Below are 11,349 nucleotides of genomic sequence, written 5' to 3'. Positions count from 1 at the left end.
AGCGTGCTTTTGCCGTCATCGACGCTGCCGCAGGTCAGGAAACGCAGCAGGCTTTTGTTCTGCTGCGCGTGCAGGTAGGCTTCAACGCCGCCTTCATCAGCAATTTGTTGTGCAATTGTCGTATTCATGGCGGCTCCTTAGAAATACCCCTGACGTTTCTTCAGCTCCATCGAGCCTGCCTGATCGCGGTCAATCATGCGACCCTGACGTTCGCTGGTCGTGGAGACCAGCATCTCTTCAATAATTTCCGGCAGCGTCTGCGCGTTGGACTCCACCGCGCCGGTCAGCGGCCAGCAGCCGAGGGTACGAAAACGCACCATCTGCTGTTTAATAACCTCGCCCGGCTGCAGATCGATGCGGTCGTCATCGATCATCATCAGCATGCCGTCACGCTCGAGAACCGGGCGCTCTGCCGCCAGGTACAGCGGCACGATTTCGATATTTTCCAGATAGATGTACTGCCAGATATCCAGCTCGGTCCAGTTAGAGAGCGGGAAGACGCGGATGCTTTCGCCTTTGTTAATCTGGCCGTTGTAGTTGTGCCACAGCTCCGGGCGCTGGTTTTTCGGATCCCAGCGGTGGAAACGGTCGCGGAACGAGTAGATACGCTCTTTGGCGCGAGACTTCTCTTCATCGCGGCGGGCGCCGCCGAACGCGGCGTCGAAGCCGTATTTGTTCAGCGCCTGCTTGAGGCCTTCGGTCTTCATGATATCGGTATGCTTGGCGCTGCCGTGGACAAACGGGTTAATGCCCATCGCCACCCCTTCCGGGTTTTTGTGCACCAGCAGCTCGCAGCCGTAGGCCTTCGCGGTACGGTCACGGAACTCGTACATCTCACGGAATTTCCAGCCGGTATCCACGTGCAGCAGCGGGAACGGCAGGGTTCCCGGATAAAACGCTTTACGCGCCAGGTGCAGCATCACGCTGGAATCTTTACCGATGGAGTACATCATCACCGGATTTGAAAATTCGGCGGCCACCTCGCGAATGATATGGATGCTTTCCGCCTCCAGTTGTCGCAGGTGAGTGAGTCGTTTTTGGTCCATTACCGTTCCTTATAAGGCCTGTTGCACCGGGCCTAAGCCAGATTGACCACAGAAGAGTCAAAGCCCTCTGCGTTCGTTGTGTGTTGAAACCAGGCGAGCTGCTGATGGAGCTGCACCACTTCACCCACCACCAGCAAAGCCGGCATTGGGGCATCTTTCGCCAGGTGTTCCAGTTGTTCTAACGTGCCGGTCGTCGTTTGCTGATCGGCGCGCGTGCCGCGGGAGATAACCGCCACCGGCGTGTTTCTGTCGCGCCCGTGCGCGATCAGCTGCGCGCTAATTTCTGCCGCCTTCATCGTGCCCATGTAGATAGCCAGCGTTTGCCGACTCTGCGCCAGCAGCGCCCAGTCGAGCGCCGCGCTGTCCGCCTTGTAGTGGCCGGTGACGAAGGTCACGCTCTGCGCGTAATCGCGGTGGGTCAGCGGAATTCCGGCATACGCCGTCGCCCCCGCCGCTGCGGTTACGCCGGGAACAACCTGAAACGATATCCCCGCCGCCGCTGCCGCCTGCAGCTCCTCGCCGCCGCGGCCAAAAATAAACGGATCGCCGCCCTTCAGGCGCACCACCGTTTTGCCCTCTTTCGCCGCCTCGACCAGCATCCGATTGGTTTCGTGCTGCGGCACCGAATGCTCGCTGGCGCGTTTACCGACGCAGATCATCTCCGCATCGCGGCGTACCAGCTCGCGGATCTCCGGCGTCACCAGATGGTCGTAAAACACCACGTCCGCCCGCTGCACAGCCTGCAGGCCGCGCAGGGTAAGGAGTCCGGCATCACCCGGCCCGGCGCCGACGAGTATGATTTCACCCGACCGCTTTTCCGGCTGATGAAGCTCATCTTCCAGCGCCTTATCCGCAGCGGCTTTATTTCCGGCAATCATCAGGCTGGCAAAGCGGCCGTTGAAAACGCGCTCCCAGAAACGACGGCGCGCCGCGGTGGTAGTCAGGTGGGTTTTAATATGCTGCCGCCAGCCACCCGCAGCTTCGGCAACGCGTCCGAGGTTGGCCGGCAGCAGGGCTTCAATTTTTTCGCGGATCAGCCGCGACAGAACCGGCGCCGTTCCGCCGGAAAAGATCGCCACCAGCAGCGGGGAGCGATCGACAATAGAGGGGAAGACCGCCGAGCAAAGCGGCTGGTTATCCACCACGTTAACCAGGCGAAAGCGAGCGTTTGCCGCGGCAGAAACCCGCTGGTTCAGCGCATCATCTTCGGTAGCGGCGATCACCAGGAAAACGTCGTCGATCTGCTGTTCCTGAAACTCCTGCGCGCGCCACGCGATCTCCTGGCGTTCGACCTGTTCAGCAAGCTCATCGGACAGCGCAGCCGCCACAACCTGCACCTTCGCCCCCGCCCGGCGCAGAAACATTATCTTGCGCTCGGCAATCTCACCGCCGCCGATAACCAGCACCGGCCGCGCTTTTAATTCGGCAAATAAGGGCAAATAGTCCACGATGCAACAGCTCACTTACAATCAGTCATAGTGCGACTATAGGGTGCCGCTTAGAGCAAATGAAATTACGAAATGGAATGAGTTGTTACTCAAAGGAATAACGACCTGGGAAAGCTAAGATCAAAAAGTGCTTAACATGCGACTTTTCCGCTATTTAAGAGCAAATGAAATTGTTTAACCTCGGTCACAGTTTCATACTAAGCGGGTCAAATTGTTATGTTCCCGTAAGGACCCTCATATGTTTTCCGCGTTGTGCCGCCGCCTGCTTCCACTGGCGCTTGGCGCAGGTTTTGTCTTCTCCGCCCCGGCTTTTAGCGCTATGGGCGAAACCGCCAATACGCAGGCTCGCCATATCGCCACCGTTTTCCCCGGAAGAATGACCGGCTCGCCAGCAGAGATGCTGTCGGCGGACTACCTGCGTCAGCAGTTCGCGCAGATGGGCTACCAGAGCGATATCCGCAACTTTCATACCCGCTATATCTACACCACCAAAAACCAGCGGCAGAACTGGCAAAACGTCACCGGCAGCACGGTGATTGCCGCCCACGAGGGCAAGGCGCGCCAGCAGATCATCATCATGGCGCACCTCGATACCTACGCCCCGATGAGCGATAGCGACGTGGAAAAGAACCTCGGCGGCCTGACCCTGCAGGGGATCGACGACAACGCTCTTGGCCTTGGCGTGATGCTGGAGCTGGCCGAACGACTCAAGAACGTGCCCACCCACTACGGCATTCGCTTTATCGCGTCCAGCGGTGAAGAGGAGGGTCGCCTCGGGGCGCAGAATCTGCTGAAGCGGATGAGCGACGAGGAGAAGAAAAACACCCTGCTGGTGATCAACCTCGATAATCTGGTGGTCGGCGACAAGCTCTATTTTAATAGCGGCCGCAGCACGCCGGCGCCGATTCGCAAGCTCACCCGCGACCGGGCGCTGGCCATCGCGCGTAGCAAAGGCGTTGCCGCCTTCAGCAACCCGGGGCTGAACCGCGACTATCCGCAGGGCACCGGCTGCTGTAACGACGCCAGCGTTTTTGATAGCGCCGGGATCCCGGTGCTGTCGGTGGAGGCCACCAACTGGTCGCTCGGTAAGAAAGATGGTTTCCAGCAGCGGGCAAAATCACCTGCCTTCCCTGACGGCTCCAGCTGGCACAGCGTGCAGCTGGATAATCAGCAGCATATCGACAAGGCGCTCCCCGGCCGCATCGAGCGGCGCAGCCGCGACGTCGTCAAGGTGATGCTGCCGCTGGTAAAAGAGCTGGCGAAGGCCGATAAGCGCGGCTAGCCGGCGTTTTGCTGCTGCCGGTTGCACGAAAAAGCCCTCAGCGAGAAGCGCGAGGGCTTTTTTTAAAACTCAATGTGTTTAAAGCAAACGCCTTTAAAACAAAGGCGATCGAGACCTACCCCTCGTGCAACCCGCACTCGCGCTTCAGGCCGAAGAAGCGCGTCTCTTCTTCCGCCATCCCCGGCTCCCATTTGCGGGTGGTGTGGGTATCCCCCACGGAAAGGTAGCCCTGATCCCACAGCGGATGGTATTTCAGGCCGTGCTTCTGCAGGTACTGGTAAACGGTGCGGTTATCCCAGTCGATAATCGGCAGCACCTTAAATACCCCGCGCTGAATCGCCAGCACCGGCAGCGTTGCCCGGCTACCTGACTGCTCGCGGCGCAGGCCGGCAAACCAGGTACGGGTATTTAGCTCCTGCAGGGCGCGGTTCATCGGCTCAACCTTGTTGATGTCATTGTATTTCTCAATGCCGTCAACGCCCTGCTCCCACAGCTTGCCGTAGCGGGCTTCCTGCCAGGCCGGGCTGGTCTGCGCCCGGTAAACCTTGAGGTTCAGCTGCAGCTTGTCGGTTAGCTCATCGATAAACTGATAGGTTTCCGGGAACAGGTAGCCGGTATCGGTGAGGATCACCGGAATATCCGGACGGATCTGGTTAACCAGATGCAGGCTAACCGCCGCCTGAATACCAAAGCTTGAGGAGAGCGCGTAGTCGCCGGGCAGGTTTTCCAGCGCCCACGCCACGCGTTCTTCGGCGCTAAGCTTCTCCAGCTGCGCGTTGGTTTCTGCCAGCTGCAGTACGCGTTCAACTTTCGGCAGTTCATTTAGCGCGTTGAGATCGAGTACGGACATAGTTACCTCGTTATTTTCCCTTCACCTTATCCCCTTCCCGTCAACGGAGAGGGGATCGTCAGGCGTGGATAAAGACCTTTATTCCCAGAAATCACGGGCTGGATCGAGCACCGGGCGCACGATACCCGCACGCACCGTAAAGTCGCCGAAGCCTTCACCCGCTTCGCGCTCTTTCGCCCAGCGCCCGACCAGTTCGTCAATCGAGTCGAGAATTTCCGACTCAGTAATATTTTCGCGATACATACGCGGAATACGCGTTCCGCTGCGGTTGCCGCCAAGGTGCAGGTTATAACGGCCCGGCGCTTTACCGATCAGGCCAACCTCCGCCAGCAGGGCGCGGCCGCAGCCGTTCGGGCAGCCGGTCACTCGGGTGACGATATGCTCCTCGCCCACCCCGTACTTGCTCATCACGCCGTCCACCTTATCAATAAATGACGGCAGGAAGCGCTCCGCTTCGGCCATCGCCAGCGGACAGGTCGGGAAGGAGACGCAGGCCATCGAGTTTTCACGCTGCGGGGTGACGCTATTCATCAATCCGTGATCGCGCGCCAGCTTCTCGATCTTCGCCTTCTGATCTTCCGGCACGCCGGCAACGATCAGGTTTTGGTTGGCCGTGATGCGGAACTCGCCTTTATGGATCTTAGCAATCTTCAGCAGACCCGTTTTCAGCGGACGCCCTGGATAATCAAGGATACGACCGTTTTCAATAAACAGCGTCAGGTACCAGTTATTGTCGATACCTTTTACCCAGCCAATCCGATCGCCGCGGCCGGTAAACTCGTAGGGGCGAATCGGCTCAAACTTAATGCCGGCGCGACGCTCAACTTCGGCCTTGAAGGTCTCAACGCCAACGCGTTCCAGGGTGTATTTCGTTTTCGCATTTTTGCGGTCGGTACGGTTGCCCCAGTCGCGCTGGGTCGTGACCACCGCTTCCGCCACGGCCAGAGTGTGCTCAAGCGGCAGATAGCCGAATTCGCTGGCGGTGCGCGCATAGGTTTTCTTGTTGCCGTGCTCAATGGACAGGCCACCGCCCACCAGCAGGTTAAAGCCCACCAGCTTGCCGTTTTCGGCAATCGCCACGAAGTTCATATCGTTGGCGTGCAGATCGATATCGTTCTGCGGCGGGATAACCACGGTGGTTTTGAACTTACGCGGCAGATAGGTCTGGCCAAGGATCGGCTCTTCGTCGGTGGTGGCAACCTTCTTCTGATCGAGCCAGATCTCGGCGTAGGCGCGGGTGCGCGGCAGCAGGTGCTCGGAGATCTTTTTCGCCCACTCGTAGGCTTCAGCATGCAGCTGAGACTCGTTCGGGTTAGAGGTACACAGCACGTTACGGTTCATATCGTTGGCCGTCGCCAGCGCGTCCAGCCCCACCGAGTGCAGCATCTGGTGCACCGGCTTGACGTTCTTCTTCAGAATGCCGTGGAACTGGAAGGTCTGACGGTTGGTCAGACGAATGCTGCCGTAGATGGTGTTATCGGCGGCAAACTTATCAATCGCCTGCCACTGTTTAGTGGTGATCACCCCACCCGGCAGGCGGCAGCGGAGCAGCATCGCGTGACGCGGCTCCAGCTTCTGCGCCGCGCGTTCGGCGCGGATGTCGCGGTCATCCTGCTGATACATGCCGTGAAAGCGGATCAGCAGGAAGTTATCGCCCCTAAAGCCGCCGGTGAGGGGGTCGTTTAAGTCTTCTGCGATGGTGCCGCGCAGGTAGTTGCTCTCTACCTTCATACGCTCGGCGTCGGTCAGTTTACCTTCGACCACCAGCGGTCCTGGATGTTTTTCGCTCATTAGTAGACATCTCGCTGATAACGGCGCTCAACGCGCAGCTCACTTAAAAATTCGTCCGCCGCTTCGGCGTCCATCGCGCCGAATTCGGCAATCACTTCCAGCAGCGTCCGCTCAACGTCTTTCGCCATGCGATTGGCGTCGCCGCAGACATAAATATGGGCACCGTCATTAATCCAGCGCCACAGTTCGGCCCCCTGCTCGCGCAGCTTGTCCTGAACGTAGACTTTTTGTTGTTGATCGCGGGACCAGGCCAGATCGATACGGCTCAGTACGCCCTCTTTGACGTAGCTTTGCCATTCAACCTGGTAAAGGAAATCTTCCGTAAAGTGCGGGTTGCCGAAGAACAGCCAGTTCTTGCCCTCGGCGCCTTCCGCCGCGCGCTGCTGCATAAATGCGCGGAATGGCGCAATGCCGGTACCCGGGCCGATCATGATCACCGGCGTCTGCGGGTTAGCAGGCAGGCGGAAGTTGTCATTGTGTTCAATAAAGACGCGGACTTCGCCATCTTCTTCCACGCGATCGGCGAGGAAGCTGGAAGCGCCGCCGGCGCGCGCGCGGCCTTCGATCTCATAGCGCACCACGCCAACGGTCACGTGAACTTCATTTTCCGTTTCCGCCTGCGACGAGGCAATCGAGTACAGGCGCGGCGTAAGCGGGCGCAGCAGGTCAATCAGCGCCTGGGCATCCAGCTGCGCCGGAGAGAAGCGCACCATATCGACGACCGGCGTGGTAGCGGCATAGTGCTGCAGCTGCGCCTTATCGCCCACCAGCGGCAGCAGCGTTTCGCTGCGCGTTAGGGTGGCATAGTTCTCCACGATGTTGGCGGTGTTCACCGTCAGCTCAAAGTGCCACGTCAGCGCTTCGGCCAGCGGCAGCGTCTTACCGTCTACGCTAACCGGCTCGTCGCCCTTCAGCCACAGCAGTTCGGCCAGCTCGTTGACCAGCGCCGGATCGTTCTGATACCAGACGCCCAGCGCATCGCCGGGCTGATAGCGCAGGCCGGAGTCGCCAAGATCGATTTCAACGTGGCGCACGTCTTTTTCGGAATCACGGCCGGTGATTTTTTGGTTTACCGAAAGCGTCGCGGTCAGCGGCGCTTCTTTGGTATAGGGGCTGGTGTGAATGTCATTGACCGCACCGCTTGTCGCCAGCTGAGCCGGCGTCGCCGCCGGGGCGCGGGCTTTCAGTACCTCGACCACGCGGGTGCGCCATTCGGCCGCGGCACCCTGATATTCAACGTCGGAGTCAACGCGATCGAGCAGGCGCTCCCCGCCCAGCTCGGCCAGCCTGCTGTCGAAGTCTTTACCCGACTGGCAGAAGAATTCGTAGGAGGTATCGCCCAGACCAAAGACCGCAAAGGCGGTGCCTTCGAGCTTCGGCGCTTTTTTCGAGAGCAGGAATTTATGCAGCGCGACGGCTTCTTCCGGCGGCTCACCTTCACCCTGGGTTGAGGTCACGACGATCAGCAGTTTTTCGGAGGCTATTTGTTTGAATTTATAGTCACCTGCGTTAACCAGCTTGACGTTCAGCTGCGCTGCCTGAAGGTCGTCACGCAGCGCTTCGGCCACGCGGCGGGCGTTGCCGGTTTGCGAGGCGGAAAGCAGCGTAATGCTCGGAACTTCCGCAGCCTGGGCCGGAGCGGCAGCTACCGCGCCGGGATGCTGATTCAGCACGCCCCAAAAATAGCCGGAAACCCAGGCAAGCTGGGTCGGAGTGAAGTCTGTCGTGGCCGCCTGCAGGCGCGCCATTTGCTCCGGGTTGAGCGGAAGCAAATTGGAAGGTGGGACCTGTGTCGTCATGCGTCGTTATGTTCCAGTAAGCAAAGCTGTTATTCGCACCCTGTCAGCGCGGCAAAAACAGAAGAGAATGTAAGGTTAACGGTGCAGATAGTAACAATTAAATAAGGGATGGAAATAACAAATAACCAAATCGACTAACCTGTTTTACCTATAGTTATTAACAACAAAATCGATTAAATAACCACATGAAATACAAAGAGATTATTGCCCCGTGCGCGGCGTATACGGCTATTTCCCGCTCAGGGCCGTTTTAGTTAATGCTAAAAAATGTGCTTTCCGGTACCCTACGGCGGTTTTTTTGTCTTATTGAGAGTAAAAGATGTCCACCACCCTGTTTAAAGATTTTATCTTCGAAGCCGCCCATCACCTGCCCCACGTACCGGAAGGTCATAAGTGCGGTCGCCTGCACGGTCACTCTTTTATGGTGCGTCTGGAGATTACCGGCGAAGTCGATCCGCATACGGGTTGGATCATGGATTTTGCCGAGCTTAAGGCCGCCTTTAAGCCGACCTACGATCGCCTGGACCACTACTATCTGAACGATATCCCAGGGCTGGAAAACCCGACCAGCGAAGTGCTGGCGCGCTGGATTTGGCAACAGGTTAAGCCCGTTGTGCCGCTGCTGAGCGCGGTGATGATTAAAGAGACCTGCACGGCGGGCTGCATCTATCGCGGCGAGTGATTAAAGCCTTTGTGTCGATGGTCAATATTCCTTAAATAACGTCATGTTAGCCTATGCGCTCTGGGTCACTGGGGCACATCATGGCTGACGATTTTGATATTATTATCATTGGTGCAGGAATAGCCGGCACCGCCTGTGCTCTACGCTGCGCGCGGGCGGGGCTTTCGGTCCTGCTGCTCGAACGCGGCGAACTTCCCGGCAGCAAAAATCTTTCCGGCGGGCGCCTGTACTGCCGCGCGCTCGCCGAACTTCTCCCTCATTTTCAACAATCCGCCCCGCTTGAGCGTCGTATCACCCAGGAAAACCTGACTCTGCTGACCGACGATGGCGCCACAACCTATTCCAGCCTGCAGCCCGGCGGAGACTCCTGGAGTTTACTGCGCGCTCGTTTCGATCCGTGGCTGGTTAGCCAGGCCGAAGGCGAAGGCGTCCAGTGCATTACCGGCGCGACGGTCACGGCGCTGCATCGTGAAAACGGCCGGGTTTGCGGGGTCATTTGCGACAACGAAACGCTGCGCGCCCGCTACGTGGTGCTGGCGGAAGGGGCCAACAGCGAGCTGGCGGAGCGTCACGGCCTGCTCCCGCGCCCTTCTCCAACCTCTATGGCGCTGGGGATCAAAGCGGTGCTGGCGATGGAGCGCAAGACGCTGGAGGATCGTTTCCGCCTCGAGGGCAGCGAGGGAGCGGCGATGATATTCACCGGCGGAGTCTGCGGAGATTTACCCGGCGGCGCGTTCCTATATACCAATCAGGAGACGCTCTCATTCGGTATCGTCTGCCCGCTCTCCTCGCTGGGCAAAGGGGCGACGCCTGCCTCCGGGCTGCTGGATCGGCTCAAATCGCATCCGGCCCTGCGCCCGCTGCTGCAGGGCAGCGAAACGCTGGAATACGGCGCGCATCTGGTACCTGAAGGCGGCCTGCACGGCATGCCGGCGCGGTATGCCGGGGAGGGCTGGCTGCTGGTCGGCGACGCGCTGCGCACCTGCGTCAATACCGGCTTCACCGTGCGCGGAATGGACATGGCGTTAATCGGCGCCCAGGCGGCGGCGCAAACGTTAATCCACGCCTGCCGGCACGACGCGCCGCAAAATCTGTTTACGCCATACCATCAGGAGATCGAGCGCAGCCTGCTGTGGGAGGTGCTCCAGCGCTACCGGCACGTTCCCGCGCTGCTGCAGCGACCCGGCTGGTATCGCCGCTGGCCCGCGCTGATGGACGATATCTCCCGCGAACTCTGGCTGCAGGGCGAAGGCCCCGTCCCGCCGCTGCGTCAGATAGTCTGGCGTCATCTTCGCCGTCCCGGCCTGCGTCATCTGGCAGGCGATCTTGTCAGGAGCTTTCGATGTCTGTAGCACGTAACGTCTGGCGCCCCGCCGACGGCCCGCATATTGTCCCGACGGCTGCGCCCGACCGGGAAGTCGTCGAACGGCTCATTGCCTCCTGTCCCGCCGGGCTTTTTTCACGAACGGCGGACGGCGGCGTGCAGGTCGACTACCGGGGATGCCTGGAGTGCGGCACCTGCCGGCTATTATGCGATGAGGCAACGCTGAAAGAATGGCGCTATCCTGACTCTGGATTTGGTATTACATTCCGTTTTGGCTAATAAAACGACTCGTTATAATTCAGGCTGCAGGAACGCCCGCGCATCTGCAGCCTGAATTATAACGAGTAAAATACGAAGGACACACCATGCCCCTGTTACACCTGCTACGACAAAATCCGGTCATCGCGGCCGTCAAAGATAACGCCAGCCTGCAGTTAGCCATCGATTCCGAGTGCCAGTTTATCTCCGTGCTGTACGGCAATATCTGCACCATCAGCAATATCGTGAAGAAAATCAAAAACGCCGGTAAGTACGCGTTTATTCATGTCGACCTGCTGGAGGGGGCGTCGAATAAAGAGGTGGTGATTCAGTTTTTGAAGCTGGTGACCGAAGCGGACGGCATCATCAGCACCAAAGCGCCGATGCTCAAAGCGGCCAGGGCGGAGGGATTTTTCTGCATTCATCGCCTGTTTATCGTCGACTCTATTTCCTTTCACAATATCGACAAGCAGGTGGCGCAGTCCAACCCGGACTGTATTGAAATCCTGCCGGGCTGCATGCCAAAAGTGCTGGGATGGGTGACGGAGAAGATTCACCAGCCGCTGATTGCCGGCGGCCTGGTCTGCGACGAAGAAGATGCGCGTAATGCGATGAAGGCCGGCGTGGCGGCCCTGTCGACCACCAACACCGGCGTCTGGAAATTAGCGAAGCAGCTTAACTAATCCTGCGCGCTGGCTGCCAGTGCTTCCAGCACCGGTAGCCAGTCATCCACGATGCCGACATCTGCCTGGGAGAACACCGGCGCGTCGGCGTCATGATTAATCGCCACGATAAATCGGCTGTCGCGCACTCCCGCCATCAGCGCCGCCGCCCCCGATGGGCCCGCCCCAATGCAGATATCCGGGGCC

General features: G+C 59.0%; 11 protein-coding genes and 1 pseudogene. 5 read left to right on the top strand and 7 right to left on the bottom strand.

Annotation, left to right across the window (positions count from 1 at the left end; translation table 11 throughout):
• The 3 genes from PFH44_RS20075 to cysG all read right to left on the bottom strand — a co-directional run.
• The coding region (locus PFH44_RS20075) for a hypothetical protein (RefSeq protein ID WP_283825929.1) at positions 1 to 128 on the bottom strand (128 nt) is incomplete at its 3' end.
• A gap of 9 nt (positions 129 to 137) precedes the next feature.
• The gene (cysD, locus tag PFH44_RS20070; RefSeq protein ID WP_041146949.1) at positions 138 to 1,046 is read right to left on the bottom strand and encodes a sulfate adenylyltransferase subunit CysD; all 909 of its coding nucleotides are present in this window, start codon (positions 1,044 to 1,046) and stop codon (positions 138 to 140) included.
• A gap of 32 nt (positions 1,047 to 1,078) precedes the next feature.
• A complete protein-coding gene (gene cysG / locus PFH44_RS20065; protein WP_283825928.1) occupies positions 1,079 to 2,485 on the bottom strand; it encodes a siroheme synthase CysG in 1,407 nt (468 codons plus the stop codon).
• Positions 2,486 to 2,732: 247 nt separating this feature from the next.
• On the opposite strand from cysG, the gene PFH44_RS20060 reads away from it, so the two are divergent.
• Complete coding sequence (locus tag PFH44_RS20060) at positions 2,733 to 3,776, top strand: aminopeptidase (RefSeq protein ID WP_283825927.1); 1,044 nt, start codon at positions 2,733 to 2,735, stop codon at positions 3,774 to 3,776.
• A gap of 115 nt (positions 3,777 to 3,891) precedes the next feature.
• Here the strand turns inward: PFH44_RS20060 and cysH are convergent, their stop codons facing one another.
• The 3 genes from cysH to cysJ form a co-directional block, all read right to left on the bottom strand.
• The gene (gene cysH, locus PFH44_RS20055) at positions 3,892 to 4,626 is read right to left on the bottom strand and encodes a phosphoadenosine phosphosulfate reductase (protein ID WP_041146958.1); all 735 of its coding nucleotides are present in this window, start codon (positions 4,624 to 4,626) and stop codon (positions 3,892 to 3,894) included.
• A 78-nt stretch (positions 4,627 to 4,704) separates the two neighbouring features.
• Positions 4,705 to 6,417, bottom strand: coding sequence for an assimilatory sulfite reductase (NADPH) hemoprotein subunit (gene cysI, locus PFH44_RS20050; RefSeq protein WP_045857559.1), 1,713 nt, complete (start codon positions 6,415 to 6,417; stop codon positions 4,705 to 4,707).
• The gene (cysJ, locus tag PFH44_RS20045; protein WP_283825926.1) at positions 6,417 to 8,216 is read right to left on the bottom strand and encodes an NADPH-dependent assimilatory sulfite reductase flavoprotein subunit; all 1,800 of its coding nucleotides are present in this window, start codon (positions 8,214 to 8,216) and stop codon (positions 6,417 to 6,419) included. Before cysJ ends, cysI begins: the two co-directional genes overlap by 1 nt.
• A gap of 319 nt (positions 8,217 to 8,535) precedes the next feature.
• Between cysJ and queD the strand changes: the two genes are divergently transcribed.
• The 4 genes from queD to PFH44_RS20025 all read left to right on the top strand — a co-directional run bounded on the left by queD (position 8,536) and on the right by PFH44_RS20025 (position 11,163).
• The gene (gene queD / locus PFH44_RS20040; protein ID WP_045857556.1) at positions 8,536 to 8,898 is read left to right on the top strand and encodes a 6-carboxytetrahydropterin synthase QueD; all 363 of its coding nucleotides are present in this window, start codon (positions 8,536 to 8,538) and stop codon (positions 8,896 to 8,898) included.
• An 80-nt stretch (positions 8,899 to 8,978) separates the two neighbouring features.
• Positions 8,979 to 10,250 (top strand): FAD-dependent oxidoreductase, encoded by a 1,272-nt coding sequence (locus tag PFH44_RS20035; protein ID WP_283825925.1) that lies wholly within the window; start codon positions 8,979 to 8,981, stop codon positions 10,248 to 10,250.
• Positions 10,241 to 10,501, top strand: a complete 261-nt coding sequence (locus PFH44_RS20030) for a ferredoxin family protein (RefSeq protein ID WP_283825924.1) — start codon at positions 10,241 to 10,243, stop codon at positions 10,499 to 10,501. Before PFH44_RS20035 ends, PFH44_RS20030 begins: the two co-directional genes overlap by 10 nt.
• Before the next feature lie 86 nt (positions 10,502 to 10,587).
• A complete protein-coding gene (locus PFH44_RS20025) occupies positions 10,588 to 11,163 on the top strand; it encodes a glycerol-3-phosphate responsive antiterminator (protein ID WP_041146964.1) in 576 nt (191 codons plus the stop codon).
• On the opposite strand, the pseudogene PFH44_RS20020 reads toward PFH44_RS20025, so the two are convergent.
• Positions 11,160 to 11,349: pseudogene (locus tag PFH44_RS20020) on the bottom strand (electron transfer flavoprotein); the annotation flags it as partial. The gene PFH44_RS20025 and the pseudogene PFH44_RS20020 overlap by 4 nt on opposite strands.

It is taken from the genome of Klebsiella sp. Ech2A, assembly GCF_030078455.1.
Taxonomy (GTDB): domain Bacteria; phylum Pseudomonadota; class Gammaproteobacteria; order Enterobacterales; family Enterobacteriaceae; genus Klebsiella; species Klebsiella terrigena.
Note: the sequence above shows the minus strand (reverse complement) of the source record. Positions and strands in the feature narration are given on the sequence as shown.

Coding starts and splice junctions, on each gene's coding strand:
- cysJ (WP_283825926.1), bottom strand. CDS start 8,216: ATGACGACACAGGTCCCACCTTCCAATTTGCTTCCGCTCAACCCGGAG.
- PFH44_RS20025 (WP_041146964.1), top strand. CDS start 10,588: ATGCCCCTGTTACACCTGCTACGACAAAATCCGGTCATCGCGGCCGTC.
- PFH44_RS20030 (WP_283825924.1), top strand. CDS start 10,241: ATGTCTGTAGCACGTAACGTCTGGCGCCCCGCCGACGGCCCGCATATT.
- PFH44_RS20035 (WP_283825925.1), top strand. CDS start 8,979: ATGGCTGACGATTTTGATATTATTATCATTGGTGCAGGAATAGCCGGC.
- cysI (WP_045857559.1), bottom strand. CDS start 6,417: ATGAGCGAAAAACATCCAGGACCGCTGGTGGTCGAAGGTAAACTGACC.
- queD (WP_045857556.1), top strand. CDS start 8,536: ATGTCCACCACCCTGTTTAAAGATTTTATCTTCGAAGCCGCCCATCAC.
- cysH (WP_041146958.1), bottom strand. CDS start 4,626: ATGTCCGTACTCGATCTCAACGCGCTAAATGAACTGCCGAAAGTTGAA.
- PFH44_RS20060 (WP_283825927.1), top strand. CDS start 2,733: ATGTTTTCCGCGTTGTGCCGCCGCCTGCTTCCACTGGCGCTTGGCGCA.
- cysD (WP_041146949.1), bottom strand. CDS start 1,046: ATGGACCAAAAACGACTCACTCACCTGCGACAACTGGAGGCGGAAAGC.